General features: G+C 55.9%; 15 protein-coding genes and 3 pseudogenes. 9 read left to right on the forward strand and 9 right to left on the reverse strand.

What is annotated here, in order from left to right; all coding sequences use genetic code 11:
* Positions 1-113: 113 nt before the first annotated feature.
* From O9X91_RS17775 to O9X91_RS17800, 6 genes and pseudogenes are all read right to left on the reverse strand, one after another.
* Positions 114-2081: a HAMP domain-containing methyl-accepting chemotaxis protein gene (locus O9X91_RS17775; protein ID WP_142914316.1), complete on the reverse strand. Its 1968-nt coding sequence runs from the start codon at positions 2079-2081 to the stop codon at positions 114-116.
* Between the two features lie 414 nt (positions 2082-2495).
* Complete coding sequence (locus O9X91_RS17780) at positions 2496-2933, reverse strand: TadE/TadG family type IV pilus assembly protein (protein WP_142914317.1); 438 nt, start codon at positions 2931-2933, stop codon at positions 2496-2498.
* A complete protein-coding gene (locus O9X91_RS17785; protein ID WP_142914318.1) occupies positions 2930-3499 on the reverse strand; it encodes a TadE/TadG family type IV pilus assembly protein in 570 nt (189 codons plus the stop codon). Before O9X91_RS17785 ends, O9X91_RS17780 begins: the two co-directional genes overlap by 4 nt.
* A gap of 29 nt (positions 3500-3528) precedes the next feature.
* Positions 3529-5622 (reverse strand): pilus assembly protein TadG-related protein, encoded by a 2094-nt coding sequence (locus O9X91_RS17790; protein ID WP_244614311.1) that lies wholly within the window; start codon positions 5620-5622, stop codon positions 3529-3531.
* Positions 5619-6284: pseudogene (locus O9X91_RS17795) on the reverse strand (EAL domain-containing protein); the annotation flags it as partial. The gene O9X91_RS17790 and the pseudogene O9X91_RS17795, both read right to left, overlap by 4 nt.
* A gap of 567 nt (positions 6285-6851) precedes the next feature.
* The gene (locus tag O9X91_RS17800) at positions 6852-7844 is read right to left on the reverse strand and encodes a helix-turn-helix transcriptional regulator (RefSeq protein WP_142914320.1); all 993 of its coding nucleotides are present in this window, start codon (positions 7842-7844) and stop codon (positions 6852-6854) included.
* A 268-nt stretch (positions 7845-8112) separates the two neighbouring features.
* Between O9X91_RS17800 and O9X91_RS17805 the strand changes: the two genes are divergently transcribed.
* Entirely contained in the window at positions 8113-8319 is a 207-nt protein-coding gene (locus tag O9X91_RS17805; RefSeq protein ID WP_142914321.1) for a hypothetical protein, read from the forward strand.
* A 431-nt stretch (positions 8320-8750) separates the two neighbouring features.
* On the opposite strand, the pseudogene O9X91_RS23905 reads toward O9X91_RS17805, so the two are convergent.
* A pseudogene (locus O9X91_RS23905) lies at positions 8751-8852 on the reverse strand (chemotaxis protein CheW); the annotation flags it as partial.
* Positions 8853-9480: 628 nt separating this feature from the next.
* Positions 9481-11019, reverse strand: a complete 1539-nt coding sequence (locus tag O9X91_RS17815) for an IS3 family transposase (protein ID WP_142914332.1) — start codon at positions 11017-11019, stop codon at positions 9481-9483.
* Between the two features lie 215 nt (positions 11020-11234).
* Here O9X91_RS17815 and O9X91_RS17820 point away from each other — a divergent pair, with 215 nt between their 5' ends.
* The 8 genes from O9X91_RS17820 (at position 11235) to O9X91_RS17855 (ending at position 17264) form a co-directional block, all read left to right on the forward strand.
* On the forward strand, positions 11235-11999 hold the full coding sequence (locus tag O9X91_RS17820) for an AfsA-related hotdog domain-containing protein (protein WP_142913317.1): 765 nt from the start codon (positions 11235-11237) through the stop codon (positions 11997-11999).
* A gap of 5 nt (positions 12000-12004) precedes the next feature.
* Positions 12005-12697: an HAD family hydrolase gene (locus O9X91_RS17825; protein WP_161596364.1), complete on the forward strand. Its 693-nt coding sequence runs from the start codon at positions 12005-12007 to the stop codon at positions 12695-12697.
* Positions 12694-13209, forward strand: a complete 516-nt coding sequence (locus O9X91_RS17830) for a DUF2165 family protein (protein ID WP_142913315.1) — start codon at positions 12694-12696, stop codon at positions 13207-13209. The genes O9X91_RS17825 and O9X91_RS17830 overlap by 4 nt, the downstream gene beginning before the upstream one ends.
* 81 nt (positions 13210-13290) lie before the next feature.
* Positions 13291-13677, forward strand: a complete 387-nt coding sequence (locus tag O9X91_RS17835) for a MerR family transcriptional regulator (RefSeq protein WP_204814848.1) — start codon at positions 13291-13293, stop codon at positions 13675-13677.
* Positions 13678-13768: 91 nt separating this feature from the next.
* Positions 13769-14920: an MFS transporter gene (locus tag O9X91_RS17840; RefSeq protein ID WP_142913314.1), complete on the forward strand. Its 1152-nt coding sequence runs from the start codon at positions 13769-13771 to the stop codon at positions 14918-14920.
* A 14-nt stretch (positions 14921-14934) separates the two neighbouring features.
* Entirely contained in the window at positions 14935-15621 is a 687-nt protein-coding gene (locus O9X91_RS17845; RefSeq protein ID WP_269834023.1) for a hypothetical protein, read from the forward strand.
* A gap of 37 nt (positions 15622-15658) precedes the next feature.
* The gene (locus O9X91_RS17850; RefSeq protein WP_142913313.1) at positions 15659-16825 is read left to right on the forward strand and encodes an acetyl-CoA C-acetyltransferase; all 1167 of its coding nucleotides are present in this window, start codon (positions 15659-15661) and stop codon (positions 16823-16825) included.
* Positions 16812-17264 carry a Wadjet anti-phage system protein JetD domain-containing protein gene (locus tag O9X91_RS17855; RefSeq protein WP_161596363.1) on the forward strand — a complete coding sequence of 151 codons (453 nt, stop codon included), beginning with the start codon at positions 16812-16814 and terminating at the stop codon, positions 17262-17264. Before O9X91_RS17850 ends, O9X91_RS17855 begins: the two co-directional genes overlap by 14 nt.
* A 181-nt stretch (positions 17265-17445) precedes the next feature.
* On the opposite strand, the pseudogene O9X91_RS17860 reads toward O9X91_RS17855, so the two are convergent.
* Positions 17446-17658 (reverse strand): annotated as a pseudogene (locus O9X91_RS17860) (hypothetical protein); the annotation flags it as partial.
* Between the last annotated feature and the right edge of the window lie 16 nt (positions 17659-17674).

The following is a 17674-nucleotide window of genomic DNA, read 5'->3' on the forward strand; positions in this document are numbered from 1 at the left end:
CCGTGAGCGCCACCATGGCGCTGGGCAGGCATCATACTCCGATGGGGGCATCCACCCCATCAGTTCAGCACGGCCGCAGGGCATGCGCCCTACCGCGTCAGTCTCACCTGCGCCTAGAATTCTTCCCAACTTGCATCGGAAACAGCAGCGTTGGCGTGGAAGGAAGACGCAAGTCTCGCCCTCATTTGGCGGGCTGGCGAAGCAACCGGATTTGACCTGACGGCGGCAGGTGCGACAATGCTGGGCGCTTTGCTATGATTTGCTGCCCCCTGCGTTCCGATGTTGAATTGAGCAAGCAGTTGAAACAGTGCCCCGGCTTCGGAAGCCAGATTATGGGCTGCCGCGGTCGATTGCTCCACCATAGCCGCATTTTGTTGCGTGCCCTGATCCATCGTGTTGACAGACGTATTGATCTCCTTGAGACCTGTCGCCTGTTCCCTGGAAGCTTCCACGATCGCGCTGACATTGCCATCAACCTGCTGGACCTGGACGACAATCTCTTCGAGGGCTTTCCCGGTTTCCCCGACGAGGTTCACGCCACGCTTAACATGGTCGTTGGAGGTATTGATCAGATCCTTGATTTCTTTGGCCGCCTTGGCCGACCGCTGCGCCAGCTCGCGCACTTCCTGGGCAACCACTGCGAAGCCTTTTCCGGCGTCTCCGGCGCGGGCAGCTTCAACACCTGCGTTCAGCGCCAGCAGGTTTGTCTGGAACGCGATCTCGTCGATAACGCCGATGATGTTACCGATCTCGGAGGCTGAAGCCTCTATTTTCCCCATTGCGTCAACGGCATCTCGCACGACGCGGCCGGAATGCTCGGCGCTTTCCTTTGTTCGACGGACAAGCTGTCCTGCTTCTTGGGCACGGTTGCTCGAATCGGAAACGGTCGTCGTGATCTCTTCCAGGGCTGCCGCAGTTTCCTCAATGGAAGCCGCCTGGTTTTCCGTGCGCTTTGCAAGATCATCGGAAGAAGAACGAATTTCTTGTGCGCCGGATGCAATGGCGCTCGCATTTTCAGCCACTTTTTGCATGGCACCGCGCAGCCGTTCGACAGCTTGATTGAAGTCGGTCCGCAACTGGTCGAGCGAAGGAATAAAGGGGGTTGTAATGCTCCGGGTGAGATCGCCGTTCGCCAATGCCTGCAGGGCGTCTGCGAGTTGGGTTACAGCAGCGCTCGTCTGCTCGGCAAGATTGGACCGCTCCTGGGCGTCTACTTCCAGCCGCGTGCGCTCTTCGCTGGAGCGTTTTGCCTCCCGCTCCGTGTCCGCCACAGCCTTTGCGGAAATTACATCTCGTAGCGTGGCAACTGCGCGCGCCAGCTTTCCGATTTCGTCGCCGCGCTGCTCCAGATATCGATCCCCTTCCATGTTGCCTTCGGCCATGGATTCCAGCGACCCTTGCAGCCTACCCATCGGGGCAACGATCGAGCGTGCAGTCAAGGTCGCGACGATCAAAGCGATAAAGACCGCGCCTCCTAAAGCCATGAATGCGAGCGAGTTGAACCCGCTGACTGCTCCACGCACTTCTGCGCCAGTCGCCTTGTTCAGGTTCTCTTGATAGTCGATGAACTTGTTGATTGCCCCTAACCAGGTAACGAATAGTGGCCGCGCCTGTTCCAGAAGAATCTTCCGAGCTTCATCAGAAGCCCCTTTTGTCTGAAGCGAGATGATTTCTGTGACAAGCGGGTTGGTTTTAGCCTGTATGCCCGCAATTTCGTTCAGGATTGCACGCTCGTCGGCAGTTGCGCCGACGGACGAAGTAATCATGTCCGCCATCTTTTTCTCGTTTTCGGCGTAAGCTGCGGCAAGCTTTACAATCAAATCGATGGTAGCTTGCCGCTCCTCTGCAGTTGCGACAAGGGTTACGTCCCGGATCGCGATCGCCCTATCATGGACACTACCCCGATAGTTGATGGCATAGCGCTGCTTGACGCTGTTCACGTCATTGATCACGCCGAGGTTGTCGTTGATCTCTGACACCTGTTTCGTGGAGTAAAGCGTCAAGCCCATCATCAGAACGAGCAGGACCCCAAAACCTGTTACAAGGCGCGCAACTACGCCGAACACCCTAAACTTTACCATCTTCCATACATCCTTTGAAGCAACCTAATGGCCGATCTGACACGCGACAATGCGAAAGCGGGAAAAATCGCTCTGTACTTTCACATGCAAACGCAATTCGACTTCGATTCTAAAATATAAGTGTTAATTTTATGAGAATTTTTATTGAAAATCGCAGTACTTTCTCCATTCACAACGCAAATCCATGGTTTGTATCTTAGTTTTACTCGCGCTCATATTTCCCTGCTGCAGAGCGCGATTCTCCTGAGTGATTTAAGGCTTGTCGGGTATGGACAAGAGCAGTTCGAAATCCGGGTCACGGTCAACAGGGTGGCACGTTTTGTCGTGCGGATTCGCGTGATGGCTGCTGCCCCACGAATTTACATGAACTCGATTGAGCTTCGGACCCGTCCGGGACAGAATTTCGTCTCTTCGTCAGTGATTTGTAAAGCAGGCTTCCGCTCTGAGACCAGTGCCCCCGGCAAGGGATGTCAACAGGGAGGGTACGACGGTGGAAAACTGATGACTGATCTTAACATGCGAAAACCCCGCCAATCCGTAACAATCGGCCTCATGATCGAGGGTAACCGACGCGCTATCCAAACTGACGTACCAGCCTGCCGCCGTGTTCTTCGCAAACGCCATCGCCTTGGTGGCGCTATAGACACCATTCTCCTCGCACTCGAGCTGTGGCACTCCCATGCACCGTGCCGTGGCGATCGCAGTGTCATGAAGCGCGTGGCTGGTCCAGAGCATCCGACCGAACTCCATGATGCCGAACAGCAGCAGCAAAAATACCGGCATGACGAGGGCGAATTCGACGGCAGTTGCGCCGGAATTTGAGCGCCAGAGCTTTTGAAAGCCGCCGCTCATTTCGTTTGCACCACGGCGCTGGCGTACAAAAAGCCGTCTTTGACCATGCCGTAGCTCGTAAACAACGGAGCGTAAGCCTGTTTCACGGTAATCACGACATACTTGCCGCCGATGGTGCCGCCAGGACAGGATGTCCCGCAAGAACGGACGCCTCCCCAATTCAGCGTCCAGGCTCCCCCGGTCGGGCAATAACAGGAATTGGACTGGCTTGCTGCTCCGCTCAACTTGATCTTCGTCCCGTCGTAGTCCGCTTTGGCGCCATTGTTCACGACAATCTCGGCATGCGTTTCACTGGAGGCTATTCCGCCCGCGATGATTGTCGCCATTTTTGCGGCCAAATCGTCACCGTTTGTGCTGTCGACCTGATCGGTATGAACCATGGCATAGCTTGCGCTGTCCGAGACTGCCGCTTCCAACTGGAAGCGGGAGAAAAGCAGCAATCCAAGATCAAGGCTGCCTGCAAGGATAAGCGCGAAGAGCGGCGCAACGAGCGCAAACTCGATTGCAGCAATACCCCTGGCGTCTTCGATCAGCCGACACCATCTGTTCTCGACAGGAGAGCTCATATCCCTTCCGGTTGCGTGTTGATTGAATATCATTGGACCAAAGCCACCTTGCCGCTGCCGGTTTGTAATTTACACTCGGACATCATCTGCGAACCGCCAGACAGGGATATGCTGGCGCCGATCAGTTGCAGGCAGCCGGTCGCCGCGTCGCCGATTTGCCCGCCGCCACCGAAGTCAATTGCGCCATTCGGGAAATAAAATGCCCCGGAGATCCTGCCGCGTCCGCCCGAAGTAATCTCTGCGCCCGCCGTTCGTTTTGAGGACTGCGGACCAATCACCGCGAGGTTGGCATGGTCTCCGCTGGAGGGCGCCGTCAGGGTGATGGCGTTGCCGCCGGTCAGACAGAAGGCCTTATCCTTACACTCCCAATCGGACGGTGTCTCGGTACCAGAGATGGCGATGGTGACATTCGTCCCGGAAACGGCTGCGGTGTCGCTGCAATTGGCTCCACCGGTATGAACCGAGAAATACCCGTCCACCGCATAGACGCCGGCGCCCAGCTTCGCTCCCCCGGCGAGATTGACGTTCCCGGAGATATCGTGCTGTGCGCTGGCCGGGAATGTGATGCAACTCCCGCCGCCACCTCCGTCGACGTCGCCATCGACACGAAAGACACCCTTGCCGGAACTGGCGTCCGCCAAAGCAGTCACGGAGCCGCCGCCCACTCCGATCGCATTGTCACCGCTCGACTTGCCGATGATGTAGCTGTTGCTGGTTCCCGCGCCGAGCTTCATCATTGCGCCATCGCCGGTATGGAGGCCCGCGTCAAGAACGAAAGTGCTGGGGCCATCAATCGTCAGCTTACCATCGCTGCACAGGCTGTAGAGGGCATTTCCGCTGCAGAGCGCCTGCTTTGATTCGTTCCATTCCGCTTTCGGTACAATCTGTCCGACGTGGAAGATACCGGAACCAAATGTAAGATCAGCACCGATAATACCTCCGGCGACATTGAACGTCCCGTCACCGAATTCCAGTTTCGTGCCCTGGGCGTTCTGGATTCTACCGGAGAAATTATAGGTCGTGTTCTTGCTGCCAGTGACATTGAACTTTACCTGAATGTCGCCATGGACCCGTAGTGACCCGATATTAACCTCGGAGCCTGAACAGGTGATGTCCCATCTGGACATCCAGTACTGATTAAAATTGGACGAGTCGTAGCGACACCCAACAGCCTCTATCGCCGCGGCGGTCTGCACCGGTGTCGCCTTGTCGCCAAATTCTATATCGGGTCCTTTGCCGACCTTGACCGCAAATGGCCATGACGCCTTGCGGATGATATCGAAACGGTCATGAAGCGTCGCGACCCCTTTATTTTCTGCGAGAGGATCACTCGTATATTGCCGGGTAACGGGTGCTGGACTGCCGTCTGCCTGGACGATGTTGCTTGACCACTGGCACGGCTCCGATGCGCCTTCGTAATAGGTGGCGCTTTTGGCCGTGATTTTGGTTCCGCACGGGGCCACGATATCGCTGTTGGAGGCGACATAACATTTACCGGCATTCGCCTGTACGCCGCCGGAAAGGGTGACGCCCGACGCGGACTTGTCCAGGGCGACAATGCAGCCATTTTCTGCCGCACCAATAGACGAATAGGCCTGGGCGCCGATTTCGAGCTTCGGACTGACGCCGAGAACGGGCGCAAGAACGAGCGTGTTCGTGGTGGTAATCGCAACGTGCACCGCCTGAACACGGGCATCCTTCGGGGAGGCGGTCAGGGAGACCTTAACATCGGCGCCATCGACGCCGTTGAGCTTCGCCACCGCGAGTGCCGCGACCTTCATCTTATCTTCCGACTTTGTGGTGCTGTAGGCGAGCGCGCCGGCATAGGAGGCAAGATCGGAAACCCGCTGGTTCTCGTCTCGAACCAGCAGGCCGTAACCATATTCCACTGCGAGAGCTGCAAATCCGATGACGATCGGCAAGCAAAACGCCGCCATGATTGCAATGCCGCCATCGCGATTGCGGCTTAGCGATCTCAATCTTGACAGAAGCGAATTATGGTACCGAATTCGCCCTCCAAGCATGGTGAAATGCGCTCGCTCGTCGTGTAGTCGCGCGTCGTGGTCATCAATCTTGGGATGAGTAGCATCGGCACGCCATTGTATTTTCTTATTCGTCGTCATGCAGCGACACCTTGTTGAGTAAGCTTCACGGCTATTTCAGCCGCTGACATCGGTTTGCCGACGAGAAAACCTTGGAACTGGTCGCATCCCGTCTGCCGCAGGATTTCCGCCTGGTGCGTGTTCTCGATTCCCTCGGCAGTAACGGGGATGTCGAGGGCCGTGACCGACAGGGCAAGCCCCGGCCAGCCCTTGGCATGCCGGATCGACGCGCGCAACATATGCATTCCGAGTGCATCGATGAGGCCGGACTTCTCCGCAAGGGGAATAAACACCTCCGGGCTGATGCTCCCAGCGCTGGTTTGCCACCGCGCCAGGGCTTCCACGCCGAGAACCGTGCCAGTCGACGCGGATACGAGGGGCTGGAACACGGGCTGGACGGATCCGCTGTTTATGGCCTGACGCAATTCACCTTCGAGGTCGGAAATGCGCTGACGCTCCTGATCAAGCTCAGGAACATACCCAACGGCATGACCTTTGCCGTTTTCCTTGGCGCGACAGAGCGCCACATCGGCTCTCCAGAGTAGTTCCATCGGCTCCTCGTTGCCTGTCCGGGCAACGACACCGATGCTTGCTCCGACTTCGATCGTACGTCCGTCAATGCGAAACGGTTCTTCGATGAGTTTGGCCGTTTGAACGAACGTCTCTTCCATTTCCTGCCTGGACTTCCGCATTTCCTCTTGCGTCTGCTCCGCAATCATCCGGTACAGAAGACGGCCGATCGCCTCCTGATTGTTGTCGATCGCCGCAATGGTGAGTGCGCCATTAACGTCGGTATCGATAACCGCGCTGTAGGTAGTGTCAATCGACCGAAGCTTCCTTGCCTCGTAGAAGCTGACTCCCGAGCCAGTGGCAACTGTGAGAAGCGTCAGACCCAGCAATTTCGTGCCAATTTTCAGGGATTTCATGGACATATAAAGCGTGCCTCTGGAAGAGATTAACAGGCAGTGAGAAGCAGATCCGCGCGGGCTCACGGACGCTCCCTTTACCTGCGCGGGCGTCAACAAGGATATGGATCATGTTTGAAAAGGACCGCTTCAAATCATTCGAGCGGAGAAGACGCCTTCTAAGACATCGCGACCGCTGGTCACTGATGAGTGGCATCGTCGGGCCAACCAAAACGTCAATAAAATTAACAATATCTTGCCTCGTGAGCCGCGAACTAAAACGGCTGCGCAAACGGGATAGTATTCGCGAAAAACGGACACTTTACCGACATCCCGATAACAGCCTCAAATCGTTGGCAGGCGCTTCCTTGTTTCCGATGGGCTCTCGCCGTAAGCGGCTCGGTAGGCGAGAGCAAACCGCCCGAAATGAAAGAAACCCCATTTCAGACAGATACCCTTCACGGACTGGTTGTTGAACGGATCGAGAAGGTCTTCGCGGGCCGCTTTCAGACGGATGCTGCGAAGATAAGCGGCGGGCGTCGTTTCCCTGAAAGCACGAAACCCATTCTCAAGCGTGCGAACGGAAACGCCGGCCGCCTCTGCGATCATCGACATGGATATCGGCTGGTCAATATTTTCATGCATGAAATCAACCGCACGGTGGACGTGCCTCGGTGCAATCAGATGGACTTTTCTGTCCAGCAGATGTGAGAGCCGATGGGGAACCGTTCGTACAATTAGGTCAGCCAGCGCATTGGTCAGGTTGGACATCGCGATAGGAGAGCGAAATAGTGGTCCGTTGTCGCGCATGCCAAACGAGATGGCTCTTGCAAGATTGCCGATCAACTCACCCGAGTGGAGGGAGAAATCCAGGACCGGCATCAGCGCGAGTGATCCATCCAGCGGCCTCTCAAAAATCGCAGCGACCGCTTGCACCATGACGCCCCAGTCGAGCCGCAGGGCCTCCGAACGATGTGGGGCTCCGCGGATATGGAAGCGCTCAGCTTCATGATTGTTCACGACGAGCACCTTACCCGGTGGGCCTTCGACCCTGTGACCACCAAGTGTGACGTCAATGGCACCCGTTTGCGCCAGCAGGATCGATAACCACTCAGGCGTCTCCTGGACCGCGTGTGCCTGCCACTCAGTCTGAAATTCACTGATGATCAGGGTTGCCGTACCATCGCTCCAGAGGCCGGACTTCCACTCAAAGTCACGCCCCAAACCTTCTGGTGATGCATTAAAAGGACCAAACCGGCTGGAGAAAGTCTCAACCATATCTTCAAAGGTCGTGCCGGAGTAGGAAGACTTGAAATCAGTTGCCTGTATTGCAGTCATTCATTTGCTTCTAAAATATGCAGGTGCAGCTATCGGCTTCACCATTGCGACCGAAAGTGACAGTAGGACGATCTGGTAATGCCCCAAGTTTAATTATTGCGCGTATCGTATAGGGCTTTCCAATTGTGGACACGGGCCGACAAACTCAGTGCATATTAAGCAAGTTTCGCGCCAGACTGACCTGTGTAGGTGCTTATACGGGCGGCATGATGCCGTTCGCGTGCTGCCGTTGCGGCCCGCACGTTCATCTCTGAATACGGAGACAACAATGAGCAATCATGATTTTTTGCGCGCGGCAGCTATCGCGCTTGATGCTGTGATGCGGGTTCCAAAGAAGGCTCCTCTAAAATCGAAGCCTTCAAAACCAGAATTCAGTAGTTCAAACGAAACGGTCATCGTTCAGGATGAAGATCTCTTGGTACTGACCAGCTCACGACCCGTCACGACCATGGCCGAAATCGCCATCTCAGCCTGAACTCAAGCCGTCACTCGTACAACCGGGAGAAATCTCTTTGTTGCTCTCGTCTCGCTACCAATAAGGCAACCAAACCAAATGCAGCCAAGACCATTCGTAATCGAAATAAAATCCCCTCGCCTCAGGGCCGTTCAAAACAACCGGGCCTCTCTATAGGCAAGTGTCGATCTTGAAAAGCCTCCCGTGAAATCGCGAAGGAGTTCCCTATGATCCCGATGACAGTAAGCTTAACCTCGGACGCCGTGTGCAGCGGCCAGTAAATCCGTGATTATTCCGTCGGTCTGTATTAACCCTGCTTCGGCGCGAAGAACAAACGTCCGGGGTCAGTCGCAGCTATCGCGAAGAAGGCCTTCAGCATCCTCAACGTCTGGAACAATGCTGCACGCGCGTGCCTAGCTACAGTTACTGACAGTCAATCGCAGAGGCGTGTCGACAGAGCCATGCACGCCCAGGCGCTCGGCAAGATCGATGATCGGGATGACTACGCCCCGCAGGTTCATCACGCCCAGCATATGTGGCGGCGCGTGGGGCAAATTGCTGTCCGCGATGGCTTCATCGAAATTCTCTGCGTTGTTGAGGAGCAGGAATCGCTTTGTGGCGACACGCATTTCCATCAGATCGGCGCGCAGGTTCGCGGCATGGTGCGTATCTTCACGCCTGTCGCCCGATGCAACGCTGGCCACGATTTTCTCAGACGCCTCTTCCATCTGCGGGCCCAGCGTGTTCACTGTGCCTTCGACCGGCCCGTCGCGCTTCGTTTGCAGCTCTACTACGTCCTCGAAGGCTGCCTCGTCATCGCCGATTGCTGAAATGGTAGAGTCTGCGGTTTTGATTTGACCCTCGCCAGTCGCAAGCACGCGCATTTCGACGGCAAGCTTCTTTGTCTGGTCGACGCGCGCTCGCACAGCGGAAACGGCATCGTCAGAAGAAGAGATGATGAAGTTCTTAACGGCGAGCCGCGCTTCAAGCAGGTTGGCCTGGATCCGACCGGCTTGGTTTGTCAGCCACGCGATGCTTCTATACTCGTCGAAGCGCAAGGCCACTCGCTTAACGATGCTGGCATGGCGTATGAAGTGCATGATTCTCTCCGAAAGGTCCAGCCATTGTTGGTTTCCACGCGGAACTGAGCCGGTGGGGGTGCGGATAAAAAGTTGGACTGTTTTAAATGCTCAGGCCGAGGCTCTTACGATATTCGACCGGGCTGAGCGATCCCAGCGATATCTTGATGCGCTTTTCGTTGTACCAGCGGATGTAGGCATCTACCTCCCCGACGAACTGTTCGATTGTCATGGCCTTCCAATCTCGTGGATAGAAGAGTTCGGTTTTCAACCGGCCGAAGAAGCCTTCGCACGCGGCGTTGTCTTGCGAGCAACCCTTTCGAGACATCGAGCGGACCAGTCTTGCTTCGCTGATCCGGGTTAACCAGCCGGGCCATCGATAATGGGCTCCGCGATCAGAATGGATGATTGGCCGTTCCTCGCCGTTGGCGACGGTTCCGATGGCCGCATCCAGCATGGTGTTGACGAGACCTGCATCCGGTTGGGTTCCGATGGACCAGCTGATGACCATGCCGTCAAAGCAGTCGATGATGGGCGAAAGGTACACCTTGCCTGCTGGGATCTGGAACTCGGTGATGTCTGTCAGCCACTTCACGTTCGGCGCTTCTGCATGGAAGTCGCGATTGATCAGGTTCTGGGGCGCTGGACTGATTTCTCCCAGATAGGATCCAAACCGCCGTCGACGCGGCCTGGCAACGACCAGCTGCTCCTGCTTCATCAATCGCTGGACAACCTTTTCCGAGATTACCACGCTTTGTCTGGCCAGCGACGCCTGCAGTCGTCGATAACCGTAGCAACGACGGTTCGTTTCAAAGATCTCAGCTAGGCTGTGGCGGACGGCGGCATACTTGTCTGCCAGGCACATGCGGGCGCGATGGTAGAAGTAGGAGCTGCGGGCAATCCGAAGCTGGGCAAGCAGCTCTGGCAAGCGATAAACTTCCTTAAGGGCGTCAATCAGCTGGGTCTTCTCCCGATTACTCAGGATCTGCAGATCGACGCCCAGGCCTTTTTTTAGCAGTTCGTTGGCCTTCTTCAGGAGATCATGCTCGAGTTGTAACTGGCGGACATCACGCTGGAGGGCTTCAAGCTGTCGCTCAAGTTCCTCACGTTCTGGCACTTTGGAGTTGGTTTTGCGGCGTTTCATGGATGAAGAACCCTCATGACCGAGTAGCTGCTTTTTCCAGCCATACAATGTCGGTCTTGAAACGCCCAGTCGGTCAGCGACCTGTTGAGAGGTTTCATCTCCACTGCATAGCCCGATGACGCCTGCTTGCCGAACCTCCTCGCAGTAGCCAGGATGCCACGATCGACCGACCATCGATGTCCGCGCCTCCGGAAACGTCTCACGAACCCATGCGGTTAGAGTTCCTCGACCGGGATAGCCGAGCGCCCTCATCGTCGCAGAGATGCAACGATCATGGGTGCGAAAGTGCTCAAGTGCCGCCTGCCTCTGAGCCTCTGAATATTTTGGCGCTCGCGCTACCGGCTGAGTACGCAGGTCGAGATGCTGTAGGTACTCGCGGTACCAGCCCCTCAGCGCATTCTTGGTGGGATATCCCAGCTGGCGAATGGTCGCGTTAAGCCGCTTGCCAAGCCGGATATAGAGCTCAACCGCTCGAAGTCTGTCTGCGTAGGAATACATGAACTACCTCCTTGGTGGTCCAAGTTTTCGTCCGCACCCCCACCGGCTCAGTTCTGCGCGGAAACCAACAGGACATGCAGTTTATGAAGTGGTTGTGCAGAATATGGATGACTCAAGAAATCTACACTTGACGTAAGGTTTAATTTAATCCCTTATTGCTACGGGAGGATAAGGAAGTGAGTTAATTTAAGCATTCATCATATATTGGGGACAAGATGACTATATTCATTGTCGTACCAGATCAATTTTCAGATTTTTCCAATAATTGCGGAGTTTTGTCATTTTCAAGTGCTTGCGCAATGCTGAAATCCCGCACTTGTGTTGCCGATGATATCTTCATTCAGGGGCAAGGGCTCAGTGAAAATGAAGTAATATCTTTTGAAGCTACTGCTCATCTTAATGATGCGACCAAATCACTTGTCTTTTGGGCAGGAAACGATCGTCCCAAACCGGCAACCTCCAAGCTCACCCATAAACATCGACCAGAAAACACACTGATTTCGACGCCACTGCTGATCGGAACCGACCACTACCGCTCGCACCTCATCTTGTCCGCCCAAAACGAGCTTTTGCTCGATCATGTGACTGGTCAGCATGTGCAAGGGATGGTCTTGGTCGAAGCTTGCCGGCAGATGTTCATTGCCGTGAGCGAACTTGCTTACATGGGCGGCGAACCCCGGAAATCCTACGTGGTTTTCAATCAAATCGCAGCCAAATTCGTCAACTTCACCTTCGCCCTGCCGGCGCAGGTTGAGTATCGCCTAGTAAACCTCGACGATACACGATCGGACAGGATCGGGATTTCATCAGCTTTGAGCGTTTGGCAGAACGGTTCAGTGACCACCGAACTTAATGTCGCTTATACTCTTTTCGAACCAGCGATGCTGAAGCCGAAAGAGATTGCCAAGGGCAAAGCGGCAGTCGCAGCCTACGCTGCCACCGTCGAAGAAGCCCTGTATCCGCAAGCGCTCGTTGGATGAATGTCATGGGGACCTCACCGATCATAGCTTTCTTCGATGTGGACGAAACCTTGATCCGCACCAAAAGCATGTTCTCATTCCTGCGATTCCTTGGCCAGCACGGTCTGGCCAAGGACACGGAAGAGACTATCGATCGCTTATATAGTTTAAGTGAGAGCGGCGTGGACCGTTCGGAAATCAATCGCCTGTACTGGATGTCTTATCGAGGCCTTGACGCTGAAGACATCAGAAGTGCGGCACGCCGCTGGCTGGACGAAGCTCGCGGGGCCGACCGCGAGTTTTTAATCGCGGTCACAATGAAACGGCTTCGGGCACACCAACAGTCTGGCCACCGGATAGCGCTCGTTTCGGGTTCGGGGATAGATATTCTCCAACCTCTAACGTCCCTCATCGGGGCGGACTTCACTCTGGCGACCAGATTGAAAGAATTGGACGGGCGATATACCGGCGAGATCGCTCTTCCAGTCATGATTGGCGAGGGCAAAGCGCAGGCGGCATCGACATTGGCTGTGCAACTGAAGGCAGAGCTTCGAAACTGCTTTGCCTACGGCGATCATATTTCCGATTTACCACTTCTCAATATCGTCGGACATCCAGTGGCCGTTGGCGAAGAGGGAGCTCTCGGGGACCATGCTCGCGGTCTTGGGTGGCTGGTACTATCGACACGTGAGTTTTCAACCGCAGGGGCTGCAGCATGAACCCGGTTCTCATTTCTAAAAGCATACTCATGCTCGGTATTGCAAGCTGGATGACTGTTGCTGTCATTAACAACGCGACGGATTCGTCAACAAACAGGTTCTTTCTCGGGGCGATGCTTGAAATGCGCCTGCTTGAAAACGAACCGGCCGGCTTGGGAAGCGGCCTTTTATGGCGAGCCTGGGCGATACCTGGGGTGGCAACCGCACTGCTTTGGGGTATCGTCACGGTTCAGGCTGCAATCGCGATCTACCTTTGGAAGGCAGCGCTGCAGTTGGCCATTGCAACAATTCACAAAGCCCAAGAACCGATTGAGGCAGCAAGAGCGACTGCGGTAAGGGCACTAAGTGGCTTTATGGCGTTGTGGCTCGCGTTCATGGTCGGTGGCTTCTGGTTCGGATACTGGATCAAACAGGGTCCAATTCAGCAGGTTCACATGACCCTTTTGATAATCAGTATTATTTCCACAGGATTTGTTGCCAACCGGCTGCTGGAACAGCCAAGACCCGAATAAGCGATTTGAACCATTGAGCGAAATCGGCAAAGGAGTTAAAGCTTCAGTCAGGTGTAGATAGCACACACGAAGGACCGAATATTGCCCCACAAGATGCAGATTGGCGAACTGGCGGCGCGTGCACGTGTCAGCCATCGCACGATCCACTATTACGAACGGATAGGACTTCTGGCCCCCACCGAGCGGGAAGGAGCTGGCTATCGCTACTACGATGAGACGGCGGTCAAGCGCTTAGAAAAAATCGCAGTTCTGAAAAGCCTGGGCCTCAGTCTTGATGAGATCGCCAGTGTCATCGACCTGTATTTCTCAGATGGGAACGGTATTCGTGGAAAGACGAAAGTTCTGGAAATTCTCGAAGGGCAACTGACGAAAACGAACGCTCAACTCGTAGAACTCAACTCGTTCAAAGCCGATCTTGAAGCGAATATCGAGCGGATGAAGATGTTGATTGCAGAGGCCCGCGCCTAATTAAGCCATGGCGCGAATAGGCGTAACATAAATCTACACCTAACGTTAAGTTGATATTATCGGGAAACAGCCCCAAACTGGAGTTCAATTTATGACAGTCCGGCACGCCAGCCTTCTCATGCTCTTGATGTCATGTGGCTTTATGGTCGTCGGCCAGCTCTACGTGACGATACCGCTTGTGGCCGATATTGCAGGCCGGTTCGGTATAACGCCAGCGAACGCTGTCTTGTCCGGCTCGGCCTTCGGATTCGCTTACGCGGCAGGTTTTCTGATCTTTGGTCCGTTGTCCGATCGCTATGGGCGTAAGAGGGTTATTCTGGCGGGTCTCATCGCAACCGCCCTATCGACGTTTCTGGTAGGGTTAGCGCCGAATTTCGCCATGTTATTGAGCGCTCGCGCAATTCAGGGCTTTGCCGCCTCAACATTTCCACCAGCCGCACTGTCGTTGGTAGCCGAAGAGCTGCCCCCGCAACATCGGCCCCTGGGCGTCTCGCTGATGAGTTTCGCCTTCCTCGGCGCGGCGCCCCTTGCACAATTCTTCGCCGCGCGGTGGAGTGGTGGTATGCCAACGATCATGTTTGAACTAAGCCCTTTCTACCTGATCGGTGCCGTTGGATTGTTCTTTGCCGCAAAGAGCGGTGGCAATGCCCAAGCAGTGCAAACGAGGAACGCGGAATCCAGATTGATGCAGTTACTGCGCAATCCTCTCGTTGTGTCGGGATGGGCGGCGGCGATTACGGTGCTGTTCGGTTTTGTCGTGTTCCATGCTGGCGCTCAGGCGCTTGGTGGCGGGGCTGGTATTGACCTTCAGACAATGCGCCTGGTCGGGTTACCTCCCCTGCTTCTGGCTTTCGCGGCTGCTCCGATGACGCGGCGCTTCGGCCCCACGCTGACGGCACGTTTGGGTTTGATTATCGCAGCGTTAGCCCTTGTGGTCGCCGCAGTTGGCGGAGCGGTGGCACTGACTGTTGCGTCGGTGGTCCTGTCGGGCGGCGTGGCTCTGGCCGTGCCGGGACTGATCGCCACGGTCGCGGGGCGTGCCACGAACGTTAACCGCGGGCTGGCGCTCGCCATCTACAGCTTCTGCCTGTTCCTCGGTGCGAGCTTTGCGCCGCCCGCCACGCAATCGCTCGTCAGTTTCGGCTTGTTACCACTTTGGCTCCTACCTGCCGGACTTCTGCTCGCAGCCGCTATCGGCATCACCGTCACGAACCGCCGTTCACAAAACGCAACTCAGCACTGAAAGAGGAGATTGTTGTGCCCCGTACCCTGTCAGCGATAACCGCCACAGTCCTCGGTCTCATTGCCGGTAGCGCCGCCACCTCCCTGGCGGATACCAAGAAAGGAAATGCCATGACCGCCGCAAGTCCCGTAATCGAATCTGGCGATGCCACCGTCGCCAAAATCATGCCAGCCGGTTATGCCGAAATCGCACGACGACGCGTGACGGTAGACGGCGAAGGCGCGCAGCTTGTCCGCTACGAAAGGGCTGATCGCCGTAACGCCGAACTTGGAGGCGAGCACTTCAGCGTCGTCGTTGCAGACAATGGCCGCCTGAAAGGCTTCGCCCGCATGGACCTTGATCTGGTCGGCGGCCGATTGCCGTCACGTGAGGACACCCAGAACATCGCCATGGATTTCCTGCGGGCCTCTGCGCCAGACCTCCTGCCAGGAATGAAAATCAGTTGGATCGAACCGCATGACGAACCGCTGCGCGCCACGCGCAACGGACGCACCAAAAACCTCACTCTCACCGGCATGAAAGTAAAGATGCGCAACAGTGCCGATGGTCGCTGGATGTGGGTGATCGTCGGAGCCGACCGCAAGGTCATGGTGTTCGAGCGCGACATTGTCTGGGTGACATTTCCAGGCCACCGCAAGACTGAAAAATGGCTGCATGATTCCTGGTTGGTCGAACAGGGACACAAGGTGCGTCCTTCCTAACAGATAAAGAAGAAAGGAATACTGGAGATGGGTTGCAATCGTTGTTGTGGGTGCCGCCCGAACACCGGTGGGAGCGTTTAATGGAGCCTTTGCGAGCGTTGCTGCGCATGAATTGGGCGCTGTCGCTATCCGAGAAGCCTTGGCTCGAGCGCATGTCGAAGGCGCGGAGGTGGACGAAGTGATCCTTGGCCAGATCCTCACGGCCGGACAAGGACAAAACCCGGCACGTCAAGCCTCGATGGCCGCGGGTTGCCCGGCCGAAACCACGGCTTGGGGACTTAACCAGCTATGCGGTTCAGGCCTTCGTGCCATCGCGCTTGGCCTGCAACAGATCAAGAATGGCGATGCTCGGATAGTGGTGGCGGGAGGACAGGAATCTATGTCCCTGGCTCCTCACTGCGCGCATTTGAGCGGCGGTGTAAAAATGGGCGACTTCAAGATGATCGATACCATGATCAAGGATGGCCTCACCGATGCCTTCTTCGGCTACCACATGGGTGCCACCGCAGAGAATGTGGCGCGCCAGTGGAATGTGACGCGAGAGACCCAGGATAAATACGCGGTTGCCTCACAGCACAAGGCGGCGGCGGCGCAGAAAGCCGGTCGCTTTAAGGAAGAGATCATTTCGGTAATCGTGAAGGGCCGCAAGGGCGACACGGTGGTGGAAGACGATGAGTATATTCGTCACGATACAACGTTCGACGGATTGCAAAAGCTACGTCCCGCCTTCGATAGGGAGGGCACGATAACGGCCGGCAATGCATCAGGAATTAATGATGGGGCAGCCGCGGTTGTGCTGATGAGTGAGGAAGAGGCCGTGCGGCGAGGCGCCGCACTGCTGGTGCGAATCGTATCGTGGGCTACCGCGGGTGTTGACCCGCAAATTATGGGAACAGGACCAATCCCGTCTGCGCGCAAGGCCCTAAAGCAGGCGGGATGGTCAGTGTCCGACCTTGATCTTGTCGAGGCCAACGAAGCCTTCGCTGCTCAGGCCTGCGCGGTCAACAACGACATGTGGTGGGACCCCGACATTGTGAACGTCAACGGTGGCGCCATCGCCCTCGGCCATCCGGTCGGCGCGTCTGGTGCACGTATCTTCAATACGTTGATATACGAAATGAAGCGCCGGAGCGTAAAAAAAGGGCTGGCCACGCTTTGTATAGGCGGTGGAATGGGTGTCGCGATGTGTGTTGAGCGCGGTTGATATTGCCTCCTTTGTTCGGTATGTCCGTGAGATCGGGCAAAGCGAAAACGGACTGGTGATTTATTCAGGCGGTTTCCCGTCGCGGCCCGTGTTGGAGACGATAGTGAGACTAACGGGGCAGGCTTGCGCACCGGCCTACCATTGGGGAGACATGGATGGGGGCGGTGTGCGCATCTTCCGTTATATCGAGCAACATCTTGCATCGATCGGAGTAAGCTTGCAGCCACACATGATGAGTACAGACCTTTTTCGGCAAGTCGGTTCGAAAGCGCAGCGTGCAAATCGCATCGGTGGCGATATGACGGAGCGCGCAATCGCAGAGCTCGCTTCGTTGATTGAGCAGGCAGGACTCGTGCACGAACAGGAGGAATTTGATCCGCGAAGTCCGCTTGCAGCTTTATGTCCAGATGTAGTCAATCGGCTGCCTTCTTCGTCTTGAGGAACTGTTGTCTTTGACGGCGCTGATGATTTGAAGGCGGCCATATCTTTGAATTAACAAGTCTCGGCGTACTCAGGCCCCCGCAGCCAACGATCCCTGTGATTGCGCCAAGCCCTTGCCACGCAAGGGCTTTTTGCGTTTCTGGCCCTCAGGTATTCTGCCTCAAGGTACGGCCCGATTGCTACCGCGGGGAATATGCCTTGACGCGTGCGACGATCTCCTCGTCGAGGACGAAGCAATCGAAGAACTCCTGCCATTTTTTGGCAGACCTACGCGCGTCGGCCAGCATTTGCCTGAGTTCGTCAATGCCATCGTCTGTCAGAGCGGGTGTACTCTCGTCATCTCCGGTCACAACGCTGATGATGTTCCCATAGATCAGGTTGTCGAGGTGGCTCGGGAAATCCGCACAG

The sequence above is a fragment of the Agrobacterium salinitolerans genome (assembly GCF_027498475.1).
In the GTDB taxonomy this organism is placed as follows: Bacteria; Pseudomonadota; Alphaproteobacteria; order Rhizobiales; family Rhizobiaceae; genus Agrobacterium; species Agrobacterium salinitolerans.

Bases quoted from the DNA above. Each gene is read 5' to 3' on its own strand.
- O9X91_RS17805 (WP_142914321.1), top strand. From the start codon at position 8,113: ATGAGCAATCATGATTTTTTGCGCGCGGCAGCTATCGCGCTTGATGCT.
- O9X91_RS17830 (WP_142913315.1), top strand. From the start codon at position 12,694: ATGAACCCGGTTCTCATTTCTAAAAGCATACTCATGCTCGGTATTGCA.
- O9X91_RS17815 (WP_142914332.1), bottom strand. From the start codon at position 11,019: ATGTATTCCTACGCAGACAGACTTCGAGCGGTTGAGCTCTATATCCGG.
- O9X91_RS17840 (WP_142913314.1), top strand. From the start codon at position 13,769: ATGACAGTCCGGCACGCCAGCCTTCTCATGCTCTTGATGTCATGTGGC.
- O9X91_RS17775 (WP_142914316.1), bottom strand. From the start codon at position 2,081: ATGGTAAAGTTTAGGGTGTTCGGCGTAGTTGCGCGCCTTGTAACAGGT.
- O9X91_RS17800 (WP_142914320.1), bottom strand. From the start codon at position 7,844: ATGACTGCAATACAGGCAACTGATTTCAAGTCTTCCTACTCCGGCACG.
- O9X91_RS17820 (WP_142913317.1), top strand. From the start codon at position 11,235: ATGACTATATTCATTGTCGTACCAGATCAATTTTCAGATTTTTCCAAT.
- O9X91_RS17825 (WP_161596364.1), top strand. From the start codon at position 12,005: ATGGGGACCTCACCGATCATAGCTTTCTTCGATGTGGACGAAACCTTG.
- O9X91_RS17790 (WP_244614311.1), bottom strand. From the start codon at position 5,622: ATGACGACGAATAAGAAAATACAATGGCGTGCCGATGCTACTCATCCC.
- O9X91_RS17780 (WP_142914317.1), bottom strand. From the start codon at position 2,933: ATGAGCGGCGGCTTTCAAAAGCTCTGGCGCTCAAATTCCGGCGCAACT.
- O9X91_RS17785 (WP_142914318.1), bottom strand. From the start codon at position 3,499: ATGAGCTCTCCTGTCGAGAACAGATGGTGTCGGCTGATCGAAGACGCC.